The sequence below is a fragment of the Streptomyces sp. NPDC053432 genome, assembly GCF_055585365.1.
The window spans coordinates 336,858-351,939 of sequence record NZ_JBVJKF010000004.1 but is presented as its reverse complement, the minus strand read 5'-3'; the positions used below and the strand labels follow the sequence as shown (position 1 = coordinate 351,939).

Annotated in this window: 12 protein-coding genes and 2 tRNA genes; 3 read left to right on the top strand and 11 right to left on the bottom strand. The window is 73.2% G+C overall.

The genetic code is table 11. From position 1 onward, the window contains the following. Positions 1-21 precede the first annotated feature (21 nt). From ACZ6Y1_RS09920 to ACZ6Y1_RS09885, 8 genes are all read right to left on the bottom strand, one after another. The gene (locus ACZ6Y1_RS09920) at positions 22-2,244 is read right to left on the bottom strand and encodes an ArnT family glycosyltransferase (protein WP_469625540.1); all 2,223 of its coding nucleotides are present in this window, start codon (positions 2,242-2,244) and stop codon (positions 22-24) included. Continuing rightward, complete coding sequence (locus tag ACZ6Y1_RS09915) at positions 2,241-3,509, bottom strand: bifunctional glycosyltransferase family 2/GtrA family protein (RefSeq protein WP_469625538.1); 1,269 nt, start codon at positions 3,507-3,509, stop codon at positions 2,241-2,243. Before ACZ6Y1_RS09915 ends, ACZ6Y1_RS09920 begins: the two co-directional genes overlap by 4 nt. Positions 3,510-3,534: 25 nt before the next feature. After that, complete coding sequence (locus ACZ6Y1_RS09910) at positions 3,535-5,067, bottom strand: sensor histidine kinase (protein ID WP_469625536.1); 1,533 nt, start codon at positions 5,065-5,067, stop codon at positions 3,535-3,537. After that, a complete protein-coding gene (locus ACZ6Y1_RS09905) occupies positions 5,067-5,834 on the bottom strand; it encodes a response regulator transcription factor (protein WP_469625534.1) in 768 nt (255 codons plus the stop codon). The genes ACZ6Y1_RS09910 and ACZ6Y1_RS09905 overlap by 1 nt, the downstream gene beginning before the upstream one ends. 83 nt (positions 5,835-5,917) lie before the next feature. After that, positions 5,918-6,805: an amidohydrolase family protein gene (locus ACZ6Y1_RS09900; protein WP_469625532.1), complete on the bottom strand. Its 888-nt coding sequence runs from the start codon at positions 6,803-6,805 to the stop codon at positions 5,918-5,920. Further along, the gene (locus ACZ6Y1_RS09895) at positions 6,783-7,121 is read right to left on the bottom strand and encodes an antibiotic biosynthesis monooxygenase family protein (RefSeq protein ID WP_469625530.1); all 339 of its coding nucleotides are present in this window, start codon (positions 7,119-7,121) and stop codon (positions 6,783-6,785) included. Before ACZ6Y1_RS09895 ends, ACZ6Y1_RS09900 begins: the two co-directional genes overlap by 23 nt. Before the next feature lie 93 nt (positions 7,122-7,214). Continuing rightward, on the bottom strand, positions 7,215-8,114 hold the full coding sequence (locus ACZ6Y1_RS09890) for a DUF2797 domain-containing protein (protein WP_469625527.1): 900 nt from the start codon (positions 8,112-8,114) through the stop codon (positions 7,215-7,217). Then, positions 8,111-8,545, bottom strand: coding sequence for an Lrp/AsnC family transcriptional regulator (locus tag ACZ6Y1_RS09885; protein ID WP_469625525.1), 435 nt, complete (start codon positions 8,543-8,545; stop codon positions 8,111-8,113). The genes ACZ6Y1_RS09890 and ACZ6Y1_RS09885 overlap by 4 nt, the downstream gene beginning before the upstream one ends. 107 nt (positions 8,546-8,652) lie before the next feature. Here ACZ6Y1_RS09885 and ACZ6Y1_RS09880 point away from each other — a divergent pair, with 107 nt between their 5' ends. Further along, entirely contained in the window at positions 8,653-9,564 is a 912-nt protein-coding gene (locus tag ACZ6Y1_RS09880; protein ID WP_469625522.1) for an SMP-30/gluconolactonase/LRE family protein, read from the top strand. Between the two features lie 15 nt (positions 9,565-9,579). Here the strand turns inward: ACZ6Y1_RS09880 and ACZ6Y1_RS09875 are convergent, their stop codons facing one another. The 3 genes from ACZ6Y1_RS09875 to ACZ6Y1_RS09865 all read right to left on the bottom strand — a co-directional run bounded on the left by ACZ6Y1_RS09875 (position 9,580) and on the right by ACZ6Y1_RS09865 (position 10,622). Beyond that, the gene (locus ACZ6Y1_RS09875; protein WP_469625520.1) at positions 9,580-9,945 is read right to left on the bottom strand and encodes a PH domain-containing protein; all 366 of its coding nucleotides are present in this window, start codon (positions 9,943-9,945) and stop codon (positions 9,580-9,582) included. A 211-nt stretch (positions 9,946-10,156) separates the two neighbouring features. Beyond that, positions 10,157-10,229: transfer RNA gene (locus ACZ6Y1_RS09870), tRNA-Arg, on the bottom strand. A gap of 302 nt (positions 10,230-10,531) precedes the next feature. Continuing rightward, positions 10,532-10,622: transfer RNA gene (locus tag ACZ6Y1_RS09865), tRNA-Ser, on the bottom strand. A 197-nt stretch (positions 10,623-10,819) separates the two neighbouring features. Here ACZ6Y1_RS09865 and ACZ6Y1_RS09860 point away from each other — a divergent pair. After that, a complete protein-coding gene (locus ACZ6Y1_RS09860) occupies positions 10,820-11,245 on the top strand; it encodes an SSI family serine proteinase inhibitor (protein WP_469625517.1) in 426 nt (141 codons plus the stop codon). Positions 11,246-11,364: 119 nt separating this feature from the next. Next, a complete protein-coding gene (locus ACZ6Y1_RS09855) occupies positions 11,365-15,069 on the top strand; it encodes a response regulator (protein WP_469625515.1) in 3,705 nt (1,234 codons plus the stop codon). Positions 15,070-15,082: the final 13 nt, after the last annotated feature.

Genomic DNA, 15,082 nt, shown 5'->3' with positions numbered 1-15,082 from the left:
TGTTCCCCAGGTGGGGCCGGATCAGGAGTTTCCGGACACCGGGGCCGTCAGGTCGTAGAAGGTGGCGCCGCCGACCGTCGTGGCCTTGAAGGTGGCCCTGACCCAGCTGTCGATGGCGGTGCTGGTGCCGCCGCCGGGCCCACCGCCGCCCGGTCCGCCGCCGGCGCGGGCCCCTCCCTCGGCGGCTCCGGTGGTGCCGCCCTGGGCGATGAAGTAGTGGATCCTGCCTTCCCGCACGTACTTCTTGAACTGCTCCAGGGTCGGCGAGGGGTCGCTGCCGTTGAAGCCGCCGAGCGCCATGACCGGCCTGCCCGAGGCCAGTTGGTAGCTCGCCGCGTTCTGGGAGCCGACCGCGGCCGCCGCCCAGGTGTACCTGCCGGCGTCGGCCCGCAGGGCCGCCGTGGCCTCGGCCCCGACCCGGGCGCCGTTCAGCAGCCCGCCGGGACCTCCCTGACCGCCGCCGAACAGCTCGAAGCCGCGTCCGCTCATACCGTTCCGGCCCTGGCCCTGACCCTGCGGCATGCCGCCCTGGGCCATGCCACCGGGACCCCCAGGGCCGCCGGGACCCCCCTGCGCCATGCCCCCGGGCGCCATCCCGCCCGGCATCCCGCCCGGCAGGCCTCCCTGGCCGCCGAACTGTTCGCCGCCCGGGCCGAAGCGCATCCCGCCCGGTCCGCCCCGCCCGCCCGCCACCGCCGGCCCGGCGGTCACGATCGACCCCGTGTGCCCGGTGCTCACGGTCGTCAGGCAGTACGCGAACGGCCCCGCCAGCGCCACGCCCAGACCGGCGGCCGCCACCGCCTGGACGCCCCGGCGCCCCAGTGCCCCGGCGAACGGCAGCGCCGCCGCCACGAGCAGACCCGCCACCAGCACCGTCCAGCGCAGCCACGGCAGGTATCCGGTGGCCCGGCCCAGCAGCACCCACGACCAGACCGCCGTCAGGGCCAGCACCCCGGACAGGGTGAGCACGGCCGCCCTGCCTCCCCGTTCCTCCCACAGCACGGCCACGCCCATCCCGACCAGCGCGGCCACGAACGGCGCCAGCGCCACCGTGTAGTACTCGTGGAAGATGCCCTGCATGAAGCTGAACACCACCGCGGTGATCAGCAGCGCGCCGCCCCAGACCAGGAACGCCGCCCGTGCCATGCCCTCCAGCGAATCGGCGGCCCGGCGGGCCCGCCAGGTGACCACCAGCCCGGCGACCAGCAGCACCAGGGCCGCCGGCAGCAGCCAGGAGATCTGACCGCCGACGTTCCCGGAGAACAGCCGGTCGATGCCGGTCTCACCCCAGCCGCCGCCTCCGACCCGCATGCCCGGCACGCCCTCGGGCAGCCCGTAGCCGCCGGCGCCTACGGGGCCGCCCGTGCGCATACCGCCGCCGACGCTGCCGGTCTCGTTGCCGTTGATCCGGCCCAGGCCGTTGTAGCCGAGGGTCAGCTCCAGGAAGGAGTTGTTCTGCGAACCGCCGATGTACGGGCGGGAGGAGGCGGGCCACAGCTCCACGACGGCCACCCACCAGCCGCCTGCCGCCACCATCGCGAGCCCGGAGAGCAGCAGCTGGCCCAGCCGCCTGCGCAGCGGGGTCGGGGCGCAGACCGCGTACACCACGGCGAGCGGCGGCAGGATGACGAAGGCCTGCAGGGTCTTGGTGAGGAAGGCGAAGCCGACGGCGACGCCCGCCCAGACCAGCCACTTGGTACGCGCCCCGTCGAGGGCGCGCAGGACGCAGTACACGGTGACGGTCAGCAGCAGCGTCAGCAGCGCGTCGGGGTTGTTGAAGCGGAACATCAGGGCGGCGACGGGCGTGAGCGCGAAGGCCGCACCGCTGAGCAGCGCCGCACCGGGACCGAACTGGCGGCGGACCGCGGCGTACAGCACGGCCGTCGTACCGACGCCCATCAGGGCCTGCGGGACGAGGATCTGCCAGGAGCCGAGCCCGAACAGCCGGACCGACAGCATCATCGGCCAGAGCGCGGCCGGGGGCTTGTCGACGGTGATCGAGTTGCCGGCGTCCGAGGACCCGAAGAAGAACGCCTTCCAGCTCTCACCGCCCGCCTGCACGGCCGCGGAGTAGAAGGAGTTGGCGTAGCCGGAGGAGCCCAGGTCCCACAGCAGCAGCACGGCGGTGGCGATCAGCAGCCCGGCGAAGGCGGGCCGCTCCCAGCGGGGCCTGTCGACGGCGTGCCGGCCGGCGTGCGGCCGGGCCTCGGGGACGGGGTGGAGCGGGGGTGCGGCCGTGGTCATCGAATGTCGTCCTTCACGGGGGTGTCGCGGCGCTCGGGGAAGACCCAGGCGCGGAAGAGCAGGAAACGCAGCACGGTGGCGGCGAGGTTCGCGGTGATCAGCACCGCCAGTTCGGTGCTGTGCGCGGGATCTGCCGAGGCAGCTCCGAGGGCGGCGAGGGAGCCGCTGGTCAGCGCGAGTCCGATGGCGAACACCACCAGCCCCTGGGCCTGGTGACGCACGGCCCGCTCCCGGCCGCGCACACCGAAGGTGAATCGTCGGTTGGCGGCGGTGTTCGCGACGGCGGAGAGCAGCAGGGCCGCGCCGTTGGCGAGCTGGGGGCCGGTGCCGGCGCGGAAGGCGGAGTACAGGAGCAGGTAGAGCAGGGTGGACAGGGCCCCGACGGCGCAGAAGCCGAGGAGCTGGCGGGCCAGCCCGCCGTCCACCCCGGGCAGGGCCGCACGGTCGCGCGGGTCGTCGCCGAAGGGGCGGGCGAGCCTGTCCAGCGGGAGCGCGCCCACCGCCAGCGCCCTGCCGACCCGCCAGACACCCTTGAGGTCCTCGGTGGCGGTCCTGACGATGTGGACGGTGGAGTCGGGGTCGTCGACCCAGTCCACCGGGACCTCGTGGATCCGCAGCCCGGCCCGCTCGGCGAGCACGAGCATCTCCGTGTCGAAGAACCAGCCCGAGTCCTCCACCAGCGGCAGCAGCCGCTCCGCGACGTCCCGCCGGATGGCCTTGAAGCCGCACTGGGCATCGCTGAAGCGGGTGGCGAGGGAGGAACGCAGGAGGAGGTTGTAGGCGCGGGAGACGAACTCGCGCTTCGCACCCCGCACCACCCGCGAGGAGCGGGCGAGGCGGGTGCCGATGGCGAGGTCGGAGTGCCCGGAGATCAGCGGGGCGACCAGGGGCAGCAGCGCGTTGAGGTCGGTGGAGAGGTCCACGTCCATGTATGCGAGGACGGGGGCGTCGGAGGCCGACCAGACGGTGCGCAGGGCCCTGCCCCGGCCCTTCTCCTCCAGCCGCGCGCTCCGGACGCCGTCCAGGCTTCCCGCCAGCGCCGCCGCGACGTCGGGGGTGCGGTCGGTGCTCGCGTTGTCGGCGACCGTGATCCGGAAGGGGTAGGGGAAAGTGCGGGTGAGGTGCTCGTGCAGCCTGCGCACACAGGGGCCGAGGTCCTTCTCCTCGTTGAACACCGGGATCACCACGTCGAGGACGGGCCGGCCGGGCACGGGCGCGAGGGGCGCCCGCGCCGGCAGGGCCCCGGGGGAGGTGTCGGTTGGCATGGTCCGACACTCGCCGGGTGCCCTGTCACCGATGTGTGCTGAGCCTGTGCCCGGGCTGTGAGTCCGTGACCGCTGCCTCGGAGGCGCACGGCAGGAGGACTTCGAAGCAGGTCCGCCCGGCCTCGCTCCGTACGTCGACCTGCCCGCCGTGGGCGGTGACGAGCGCCTGCACGATGGCGAGGCCGAGCCCGGTGGAGCCGGCCGCGCGGGAGCGCGAGGCGTCACCGCGGGCGAAACGCTCGAAGACGTGGGGGAGCAGGGCGGGCGGGATGCCGGGCCCGTCGTCCTCGATCCGCAGGCGGACCACGGCGGGGGATGTTTCACGTGAAACATGGGCGGTCACGGTGGTACCGGGCGGGGTGTGCGTACGGGCATTGGCGAGCAGATTGACCAGCACCTGCTGGATCCGCGCCGGGTCGCCCCGTACGGGTGCGGGCTCCTCCGGCAGGCTCAGCCGCCAGTGGTGCCCGGGTCCGGCCGCGCGGGCGTCGCTGACGGCGTCGACCACGAGCGGCGCCAGGTCGATGACGGTGTCGCCGGCGTCGAGCGGACGGCCCGCGTCGAGCCGGGCCAACAGCAGGAGGTCCTCGACCAGCCCGGTCATCCGGGTGGCCTCGGACTCGATCCGGCCCAGGGCGTGCCGGGTGTCGGGACCCGGCTCCTCCCTGCCGCGACGCGTCAGTTCGGCGTAGCCGCGGATGGAGGCGAGGGGGGTGCGCAGCTCGTGGCTGGCGTCGGCGACGAACTGCCTCACCCGCATCTCGCTCTGCTGGCGTGCCGTGAGGGCGGAGGAGACGTGCCCCAGCATCCGGTTGAGGGCCGCGCCCACCTGGCCCACCTCTGTACGGGGATCGGCGTCGGGTACCCGCTCGTCCAGGGCGGGTTCGCCGCTGTGCAGCGGGAGTTCGGAGACCCGGGTGGCCGTGGCGGCGACCCGTCGCAGGGGGCGCAGGGCGACCCCGACCAGGACCTGCCCGGCGAGGGACGCGGCGATCAGCCCGGCCAGCGTGACGCAGACCTCCACCACGACCAGGGTATGGACGGTGGAGTCGACCCCCGCGAGCGGGAAGCCGAACACCAGGGTGCCGTCGCGGGAGGCCAGCACCCGGTAGCTGCCCAGGCCCGGCAGATCCGTGTCTACCGGCCCGGCCGATCCCTCCCGGGCCTTGTGCCCGGTCTCGGCGAGGGCCGCGCTCTGCGCCTCGGTGAGCGGCGGCTGGCCGGGCGCCCAACCCTCGACACGGGCGGTACGGGCGGTCGCGAGCACCGTGCCGTCGGAGTTCAGGCGCAGCCCGGCGGCGTCCAGCGGGCTGCCGGGGGGCATGGCGAAGGCACTGGGGCTGTCCCGGGCCGCCTTCCCGCCGAACGGGTGGGAGGCCATCCGCACGGAGTTGCCCAGCTGCTCGTCGAGCTCGTGGACCAGGTACGACCGCAGCGCGAGGGTGGTGACCGTCCCGATGGCCGCGCCCACCACGGCGATCAGCGCCACCGCCGAGACGACCAGCCGGGTCCTCAGCGACCAAGGCCGACGGCGCAGCCGCTGGGCACGCGCGACCACTACTCGGCCGGCTTGATCAGGTACCCGGCGCCCCGGCGGGTATGGATCATCGGCGCCAGGCCGGGGCCGCTCTCCAGCTTCCGGCGCAGGTAGGAGATGTACAGCTCGACCACGTTGGCCTGGCCGCCGAAGTCGTAGGACCACACTCGGTCCAGGATCTGCGCCTTGCTGAGCACCCGGCGGGGGTTGCGCATCAGGTAGCGCAGCAGCTCGAACTCGGTGGCGGTCAGATGGATCTCCCGCCCGTCCCGCACCACCTCGTGGCTGTCCTCGTCGAGCCGCAGATCGCCGACGGCGAGTACCGAACCACCGCGCGCCGCCTGCGCGGCGCCCGAGCGGCGGACCAGCCCGCGCAGCCGGGCCACGACCTCCTCCAGGCTGAAGGGCTTGGTGACGTAGTCGTCGCCTCCGGCGGTGAGACCGGCGATGCGGTCCTCGACGGAGTCCTTGGCGGTCAGGAACAGTACGGGGACCTGGGGGATCTCCCGGCGCAGCCGACCGAGGACGGCGAGTCCGTCCATGTCGGGGAGCATGATGTCGAGGACCACCACGTCCGGCCGGAACTCCTTCGCCGCCCGGACCGCTCCCGCCCCGTCGCCGGCGCTGCGGACCTCGCAGCCCTCGTAGCGCAGGGCCATGGACAGGAGTTCGGAGAGCGAGGCCTCGTCGTCGACGACGAGCACCTGGCAGGGCCCGCCGTCGGGCCGCACCAGGGCCGTGGGGGTGCTGGTGGACGTGGACGCGTGGAAGCTGGTCGTCGCAGTCATGCCCCTACGCTCCCCCCGGCCCCTGAAAGCCTTCTTGCCCCTTCCTGTGAATTCCCTGAGAAACGGATCGGAGACCGAACGGATCAGAGACCGAGGCCGAACAGCCGGGCGGCGTTGTCATGACAGACGGCCCGCAGCCAGTCGTCACCCAGGCCGAGCCGTTCGAGGGCGTGGAGCTGGTGCTCGTAGGGGTGCGGGATGTTGGGGAAGTCGGTGCCGAACAGGATCCGGTCGCCGAGGTCCGCGAGCCGCCCCAGGTCAGCGGCCGGGAAGCCGCTGAACTGCTCCGCGAAGTCGGTGAAGGCCATCGTGGTGTCCAGGCGGACCTCGCCGTAGCGGTCGGCGAGGTCGAGGAAGTCGGTGTACTCGGGCATGCCCATGTGGGCGATGACCAGCGGCAGCCGCGGATGGCGGGCCAGCAGCCGGGCGATCGGCTCGGGCCCGGTGTGCTTGCCCGGAACGGGCCCCGAGCCGCAGTGCACCACCGTGGGAATCCCCGCCTCGGCCAGCAGTCCCCACACCGGCTCCAGCCGGTCGTCGTTCGGGTCGTACCCGCCGACCTGGACGTGCGCCTTGAAGATCCGCGCCCCCGCCTCGACGGCCTGCCGGACGTACGCGCCGACGCCCTCCTCCGGGAAGAACGTCGCGGTGTGCAGGCAGTCGGGGGTACGGGCCGCGAAGTCGGCGGACCAGGAGTTGAGCCAGGCGGCCATGGCCGGCTTGTGCGGGTACAGCATGGCGGTGAAGGCGCGGACTCCGAATCCCCGCAGCAGCGCGACCCGCTGCTCCTCCTCGTGCCGGTAGAGGATCGGCCACTCGACCCCGGTCAGCGGGCCGACCGCGTCGAAGTAGTCCCACACCTTGTCCAGGACCCGCTCGGGCATGAAGTGCGTGTGGACGTCGACCAGTCCGGGCAGCCCGAGCCGTTCGGAGAAGGCACGGACCGCGTCAGGCGTTGCGGTCAAAGCCATGGCTCCGCTCGACGGTCGCGACGTGCAGGGTGTAGCTCTCGTACCAGTCGGCGCGCCCCTGCTTCATGGCCGCCTGGTGCTCCAGGTCCTGGCGCCACACGGCCAGCGACTCGTGGTCCCGGAAGTACGCGACGGTGATCCCGAGCCCGCCCGGGGTGCGAGCCGACTCGTAGCCGAGGAAGCCCGGGTTGGTCCGGACGATCTCGTTCATCCGGGCGAGGGTCTCGGGGTATCCGCTGTCGTCGTGGGTGCGGACATTGCTGAAAACGGCCATGACATACGGCGGTTCAAAGGCCTGTACCGGCTGAATGCTCATGACCACCACCCTCTGCGGGGCTCCCCCGCCATGTCCACCACAATCGGCCCCGGAACCCCAAAGGGATCCAAGTTTTGACCAACCCGCCCTCTCTCAGAACAACCCGTCCTGCCCGGCGGCAGGATCGGCGGGAACCGCGATCTCTGCCACCGGCACCCCGGCCCGCGGGCCCGCGCCGCTCTGCGGGGTGGTGAGTTCCCAGCCGGCCAGCAGCCGGGTGTCCACCACGAGCCCGTCCGCGAGGTGGAGATCGGGCCCCGCCGCACCCACGAGCGTGCCCACGACGGCTCCGCCGGGCACCATGGCCGTGACCACCCGGGCCGGTGCCGGCAACCCGGCCCATCCCTCCATCCCGAACACTCCTGCGTGATCGGCCACTTCACACGTGAGGCGCTCCAACGACTCGGGCCAGCCCTCCAGCCCAGCGGCCCGGGCGTGCAACTCCGCCACCTCCAGGGCCCGCTCGGACGCCGACGGCAGATGCGCCCGCACCCCGCGCTTGCGCGCGTACGCGATCCGGTCCGGCACTCCGAGCGCCGCCTTCAGCAACTCCTCGGTGCGCCGGGCGGCCATCAGCGGCCCCCGCCCCAGCCACGCCCAGGTCACCGCCCCCTGCTCCAGCAACCGGACGGATCCGCGCTCCTCGGCGGTGATGCCGACCTTGACCAGACCGGGCCCGAACCAGGCCAGATAGACCCGGTAGGTGCGCGGATCGGCCGCATGGGTGTCGGCCGCCACCGAGAAGGACCGGTCGAGCCGGGCGCACTCGGGACACTGCGCGTTCCCCGCACGCCCCGGCACCCGCGCTCCGGTGGGGCACGCCGTCCGCTTCCCGGCCCGCCGCACACCGAGGCAGTGGCGTTCCCCGCGGGCGACGAACGCCAGCCGCTGCCCGTAGGCGAGCTCGCTGACCCGCTCTCCGCGCCCCTCGCCGTACCACCCGATGGCCGGCCGGCCCCCGCCCCACCGGATCCCGGTGCACCACCAGGTCACAGGGGGAGCGGCCGCTCGAAGAAGGTCTCCAGGACGACGGTGGCGTGCGTTCCGCTGACACCCTCGATGCCGTAGAGGCGCCGCAGGACGTCCTGCAGGCCTTCCGTCGAGGCCGTGCGCACCTTGACCAGTACAGAAGCGCTGCCCGCGATGATGTGCGCCTCCTGGATCTCGGGGATCGCCGCGAATGCGTCGGCGGACTCGCCCATCCACGCGTTGGAGTCGACCATCACATAGGCAAGGACCCCGCTGCCGACCGCGGCTGGGTCGACCTCGATGGTGGTCCGCCGGATCACCCCGCGCTCGCGCAGCTTGCGGACCCGCTCGTGGGTCGCCCCCGCCGAGAGCCCGACCGCCGTGCCGAGAGCGGCGTACGACTGCCCCGCGTCCTGCTGCAGGCGCAGGACGAGCGCCCGGTCGATGTCGTCCACGCGAAGTTCCTCTCATGGGCGCGTCGGCCCTTGCGAAGACGGTACCGGATCCTGCAATCTCACCATCACGCCGAACAAAATTCGGCAATATGAACTCAGGGGGAATCATGTCTGCCATAGCCGACCTCACCTTGTACGAGATCCTGGATGATCGTTTCCGGACCGGCCGCTGCGCCAACGGCGACGCGCGACTGGAGCGGCTCTACGACGACTGCCGCTGGGCCGAAGGCCCGCTCTACCTGCCGGCCTGGCGGCAACTGGTGTGGAGCGACATCCCGAACGACCGGATGCTGCGCTGGGACGAGGCCACCGGCGCGGTCTCCGTCTTCCGCTCCCCGGCCGGCCACCCCAACGGCAACACCCTCGACCGCGAAGGCCGCCTGATCACCTGTGAGCAGGGCAACCGCCGCGTCACCCGCACCGAACCGGACGGCAGGATCACCGTCATCGCCGACCGCTACGACGGCAAGCGGCTGAACAGCCCCAACGACGCGGTCGTCCGCTCGGACGGCTCCATCTGGTTCTCCGACCCGGACTTCGGCATCACCAACGACTACGAGGGACACCGCGCGCCGAGCGAGATCGGCGCCTGCAACCTCTACCGCGCCGACCCCTCGACCGGCTCCGTCCACCTGGTGGCCGACGGCTTCCTCGGCCCCAACGGCCTCGTCTTCTCCCCGAACGAGAGCGAGCTATACGCCGCCGACACCCGCGCCGGCCACATCCGCGTCTTCAAGGTCACCGACGACGGCACCCTCACGGACGACCGGGTCTTCGCCCCCTGCCCCGGCGTCGACAACATCCGCTTCGACGACGAGGGCCGGCTGTGGGCGGCCGCGATGGAGAACGGCGTCCAGTGCTACGCCCCGGACGGCACCCTGATCGGCCGCGTCCGCGTCCCCGAGCCGGTCTCGAACCTCACCTTCGGCGGCCCCAAGAACAACCGCGTGTTCATCACGGCCACCACCTCGCTCTACTCGATGGTGATGTCAGTGACCGGCCTCCCCCGCGTCCTGTGACGCCGCCGCCTACGCCTACCGGGCGACGAACTGCGTCAGGATCGCCTGCACCTCGTAGATGTCCACGCCCTTGGTGAAGGTCTTCTCGATCGGCGTCGAGCTGCCGGATATCCAGATCTTCAGCTCGGCGTCGAGATCGAAGTGCCCGGCGGTCTCCACGGAGAAGTGGGTGATGCTCCGGTAGGGGATGGAGTGGTACTCGACCTTCTTCCCCGTGATCCCCTGCTTGTCGACGAGCACCAGCCGCCGGTCGGTGAACAGGATCGTGTCCCTGATCAGGAGATAGGCGGCGTGCACCTGCTCGCCGTGCCCCATCAGCCGCGCGTAGTCCCGCTGCGCCGACACCGGGTCGACCGTGTGCGCATTCCCGAACAGTCCCATGAGAGCCCCCGCCCCTAGCTTCGAACGATCTCCCAGAACCGTATCGAGCCCAGCCGCTGCCCCGCGTCCCCCTCCAGAGCCATCCCGCCCCTGAGTACCTCCGGGGGATTCCCTCCTCCTTGGTGAGGAGGCCGACCGGTTGCCGCGTCTCACTGCTGCACGCGGAAACGCGAGAGGCCCCGGACTTTCGTCCGGGGCCTCTGGCCTGCTGTGCACTCGGCAGGATTCGAACCTGCAACCTTCTGATCCGTAGTCAGATGCTCTATCCGTTAAGCTACGAGTGCTTGGGCTTCCCGGGGTTTTTCGCCCCGTTGGCCTTGCGAGAACAACAATACATGGACCTCGCCGGGACGCGAAATCCATTAGCCAAACCACTCCTGACCTGCGGAAACGCTCTGGACGTAGATCGTCCGGATGACTTGGCGCGAAGGGGAGGAGGGGCCGTGCGGCCCCGGTTGGGGCAGGGCGATCGGCACCCCCGGGCTCCCACCGGCTCACACCGCCTCCTACCGGCCTTCGTCGGCATGGACGGCACCGGAAACGCATCGAAGCCCCGGTCCGAAAGGACCGGGGCTTCGACGAGGTGCGGAGGCGGAGGGATTTGAACCCTCGATGGGGTGTAAGCCCCAAACCGCATTAGCAGTGCGGCGCCATAGACCGGACTAGGCGACGCCTCCAGCTCACCCCCGCGTACGAGGGTGCGTGCAGATGATGACACAGGCGCAGGGCCCCTCACCAATCCGCTCCCACGGTACTAGGAGCGGCGGCCCGAGGGCAAAGCCTTAAGACCGCGCGATACGGGCGTCGGGACGGAACGTAGGAGCGCCGCCGTCGTTGGGCAGGCGTACGACGTACGGACGACCTGGAGTGCCCCATGCTGCGTCTCGCCGCCTTCGCCGTCACCTCAGCCCTGGCCGCCGCGGCCGCCGGGCCGCTGCCGCCGCTGCCCCTCGGGCGGCTGCTGGGCGGTCCCGACAGCCTCACCATCGCCATGGCCGACACCGGCAACCGCAGGCTGGACCGCGAGTACCTGCTCGAGTGCGACCCCGTGGGCGGCGACCACCCCTGGCGGGAGCAGGCCTGCGCCAAGCTGCACAAGCTCGCCTCCGAGGGCAAGGACCCCTTCGCCCCCGTCTCCAGGCGTCAGATCTGCAGCATGAAGTACGGGGGGCCGGCCACCGCCCGGATCACCGGGACCTGGCAGGGGCGCAAAGTGGACGCGACCTTCCGGCGCACGGACGGATGCGAAATCAGCCGTTGGGACGAGTTGGAACCTCTGCTTCCGACTGGGCGTTCCTGACCTGGGAGGATGCGCGGCGCGGGCGATATGCACCGGACTTCGGCCGTCCCACCGCGGGGCTGTGCCCTTAGACTCCTCCCGTGACATGCCGGTAGTTGTGGTCAGGGAGGAAGCTCGTCGTGAGCAGCAGGCCATCCCGAGGCGCTGCTCGCCTCGCAGCAATACTCGACGCCCTTCCCGACGCGCTGTTGCTCGTCAACACCAACGGCACGGTCGTCAACGCCAATTCGATCGCCCTCGAGGCCATGGAGAGCCCCGGAACCGGGCTCGTCGGCCGGGGCGTGCTCGACCTCCTGCCCGAGTTCGACTCCAAACTGATCCCCGGCTCCATGCGCCGGCCCGGCGAGGACGAGGGCGGCCGCGCCAGGCCCAAGCGGATGGTCGCGCGCCGCACCGACGGCTCCGAGTTCCCCGTCGAGGTCACCGCGGCCCATCTCGACGGCCGCGACGCCTACCGCGAGCCGCAGCCCTCCTACACGGGTGACGAGCTGCTGATGCTCGTCGTACGGGACCTCTCCCAGACCGTGGACACCGAGGCCGAGCTGGCCCGCTCCCAGCGGCAGACCGAGATGATCCTGCGCGCCGCCGCCGAGGGCGTCGTCGGCACCGACACCGACGGACGGGTGGTACTGGTCAATCCCGCCGCCGCCCAGATCCTCGGCTACCGGGCCACCGACCTCGGCAACCGCGAACTGCACGGCCTCGTCCAGCACTCGCGCGCCGACGGCTCGCCGTTCCCCTTCGACGAGTCCCCGCTCGCCGACACCCTGCGCAGCGGCCGCAAGCACCGGGTGCGCGGACAGGTGCTGTGGAACAAGGCCGGCCAGCCGGTCGCCGTCGACCTGACGACCTCTCCCGTGCGGGACGGCGAGCAGCTCGTCGGCGCCGTCATGACCTTCACCGACCGGCGGCCGTACGACGCCCTCGCCGCGCGGCACGCGCAGCTGCTGGCCGTCCTCGGCGACTCGCTGCGCGGGCCGCTGGACGAGCTCCGCGGGGAGCTCGCCACACTCGCCGCCGATGACGCGGGACAGCTGTGGCCCGAGGCCAACCAGCTGCTGCACCACCTGGCCGCCGGGTACTCGCGGATGACCACGCTCGTGGACAACGTGCTCGGCTTCCAGCGCCTTGACGCCGGCAACGACAAGCTCAGCAAGAAGAAGGTCCTGATCAACGGCGTCGTTACGGCCGGCGTCGACGGCGCGGTCGAGCTGATCGGACCGGGCCGCGCGCAGTTCGCCGTCCACGCGCCGACCATCGAGGCCGAGGTGGACGCCGAGCGGGTCGCGACCGCACTCGCCCACCTGGTCGCCGACGTCGCCGGGGTGGACGCAACCGGCAAGACCCGCCAGGGCAGCGGCTACAGCGACTCGACGATCGTCGTGGCCGCCGCGCAGCGGGGCGACGTCGTACGGATCGAGGTGCGCGGGCCGTACGAGGGCGGGAGCCCCGTCCACGAGCCGATCGTGCGGGGGATCGTGGCCGCGCACGGAGGTGTGCTGCAGACGGTGGAGGTGCCGGGCGCGCCCGGCGGGGCGTACGTACTGGAGCTGCCGCTCGGCTCGGGAGCCGGGACGGTGACCCTGCCGGAGCCGGCGGAGGAGCCGGATCCCGCGGCGGGTTCGGACGGGGACGGTTCGGGGGCGGGCGCGGCCCCGGGGAAGGTCTCCGGCGGGCGCCGGGGCCGGCGCGGCGTCGACGCCTTCCTGGAGGACGAGGCCGCGGGCACCGGAGCCGCGCAGTCCGGCCAGGGCGGGGGCGCGCTGGCGCTGCCGTCCGGGCGGCGGCGGGGGGCCGAGGCCGCCGGCACCGAGGCGCAGCCGGAGCTCGCGCAGTCCCCGGTGAACCCGGCGGGGCTGGGCACCGGGCGCCGGCGCGGCCGCGCCGGCGACGGCAGCGGTGAGGGCGGCACCATGCCTGGCGGACCGGGCGGTGTGGTGGCCCCCGGCGGCATCGGCGGCCAGGGCAGCGGCCCCGGCGTCGTCGCGCCCGGCGGCATCGGGGCCCAGGGCGGCCCCGGCGGCGTAGTGGCGCCCGGCGGCATCGCGGGCCAGAACGGGCCGGGTGGCCCCGTAGCGCCTGGCGGCATCGGAGCCCAGGGCGGCGGGCCCGGTCGCGTAGTGGCGCCCGGCGGCATCGCGGGCCAGAACGGGCCCGGCGGCCCGGTAGCGCCCGGCGGCATCGGAGCCCAGGGCGGGCCCGGCGGCGTAGTGGCGCCCGGCGGCGTGGTCGCGCCCGGCGGCATCGCGGGCCAGAACGCGCCCGGCGGCCCCGTAGCGCCCGGCGCCGTCGTCGCGCCCGGCGGCCCCGGTGGTCCCGGCCCCGTCGCGCCCGGCGGGATCGGCGGTCCCGTGCCGCCTCAGGGGACCGGGATGCCCGCGCTGCCGCCCATGCCCTCCGTACCTGTCACCGAGCACCCCGCCGGGCGGCGGCGCGCGCTGGGGCCTGCTGGTCCGGTACAGCCCGGAGGTCCCGTACCCGCCACCGGTCTGAGCCCCGCTCCCACCCGGCCGATCGCTCCCGAGGGCGGCTTCGCGCTGCCCGCCGGGCCCACGCAGGCCCCCGCGATGGCCGGTCCGACCCCCGCCCCCGCCGAAGCGGATGCCGAGGCTCCGGGCGCGGGCGGACGGCGCGGGCGCCGGGTGCTGAGCACGCCCGCCGCCGAGCCCGAAGCGGCGGGCGCCGCCGAGGAACCCGTACCCCCGACCGGGCGGCGGCGTGCGCTGCCCGGCACCCCCGCATGGCCGGTTCCGGCAGCGCGGACGGCGGCCGAGGACGGCGAGTCGGGCCAGGTCGCGCTCCCCGGGGCCCGGCAGCCGCAGGCGACCGCCGCGGAGGGCCAGGCCGGGCAGGCGGCGATCAACGTACGCGCCCTCGGCACCCTCGGCCAGGGCATCTCCGTCGACCCGAACGGCACCGGCACCGCCGCCTCCGGTTCCGGCCGGCGGCGTCGGCTCGCCGAGCCCGCTCCGCAGGGCCGGGCGTTCGCCATAGGAGCGCCCGAGGCCGGCGCCGACGAGGGCCCCGAGCCGCTGGACGGTCCGGGTGGCGCCGTCGAGGTGGTCAACCGGCCCGCGCCCGTACCCGTGGACGACGAGCTTCCGCCCGAGCCGCTGGACAATCCCCGCCGGCTCCTGGTGTGGCCCGCACCCGACGTGCAGACCCAGCAGGCACTCAGCGACCGCGGCTACCGCCCGGTGATCGTGCACTCCCGCGAGGAGGTGGACGCGCAGATCGCCGCGTTCCCCGCCGCGCTGTTCGTGGACCCGCTGACCGGGCCGATCACCCGTACCGCCCTGCAGTCCCTGCGGCAGGCGGCGGTGGCGGCCGAGGTGCCCGTACTGGTCACGGCCGGGCTGGGGCACGCCGCGCGCGAGGCCTCGTACGGAGCCGATCCGGCGGTCCTGCTCAAGGCGCTGGCACCGCGCGACAGCGAGCAGCACCCCTCGCGGGTCCTGCTGATCGAGGAGCGCGACGAGATCGCGGCGGCGCTCACCACCGCCCTGGAACGGCGCGGCCTCCAGGTCGCCCGGGCGGGCGCCGACACGGACGCGGTGGAACTGGCGACGCAGATGCGGCCCAACCTGGTCGTCATGGACCTGATGCAGGTACGCCGCCGGCGGGCCGGGATCGTGGACTGGCTGCGCGCCAACGGGCAGTTGAACCGCACCCCGCTGGTCGTCTACACGGCGACGGGCATCGACGCGGCGGAGCTGCCGAAGCTGGGTTCGGGGGAGAGCGTCCTCTTCCTCGCCGAGCGGGCCACCACGGCCGACGTACAGGGCCGCATCGTGGACCTACTGGCCAAGATCGGCACCAACTAGCCATCCTGGCCCG

Bases quoted from the DNA above. Each gene is read 5' to 3' on its own strand.
- ACZ6Y1_RS09860 (WP_469625517.1), top strand. From the start codon at position 10,820: ATGCTGCGTCTCGCCGCCTTCGCCGTCACCTCAGCCCTGGCCGCCGCG.
- ACZ6Y1_RS09895 (WP_469625530.1), bottom strand. From the start codon at position 7,121: ATGAGCATTCAGCCGGTACAGGCCTTTGAACCGCCGTATGTCATGGCC.
- ACZ6Y1_RS09915 (WP_469625538.1), bottom strand. From the start codon at position 3,509: ATGCCAACCGACACCTCCCCCGGGGCCCTGCCGGCGCGGGCGCCCCTC.
- ACZ6Y1_RS09920 (WP_469625540.1), bottom strand. From the start codon at position 2,244: ATGACCACGGCCGCACCCCCGCTCCACCCCGTCCCCGAGGCCCGGCCG.
- ACZ6Y1_RS09880 (WP_469625522.1), top strand. From the start codon at position 8,653: ATGTCTGCCATAGCCGACCTCACCTTGTACGAGATCCTGGATGATCGT.
- ACZ6Y1_RS09900 (WP_469625532.1), bottom strand. From the start codon at position 6,805: ATGGCTTTGACCGCAACGCCTGACGCGGTCCGTGCCTTCTCCGAACGG.
- ACZ6Y1_RS09875 (WP_469625520.1), bottom strand. From the start codon at position 9,945: ATGGGACTGTTCGGGAATGCGCACACGGTCGACCCGGTGTCGGCGCAG.
- ACZ6Y1_RS09905 (WP_469625534.1), bottom strand. From the start codon at position 5,834: ATGACTGCGACGACCAGCTTCCACGCGTCCACGTCCACCAGCACCCCC.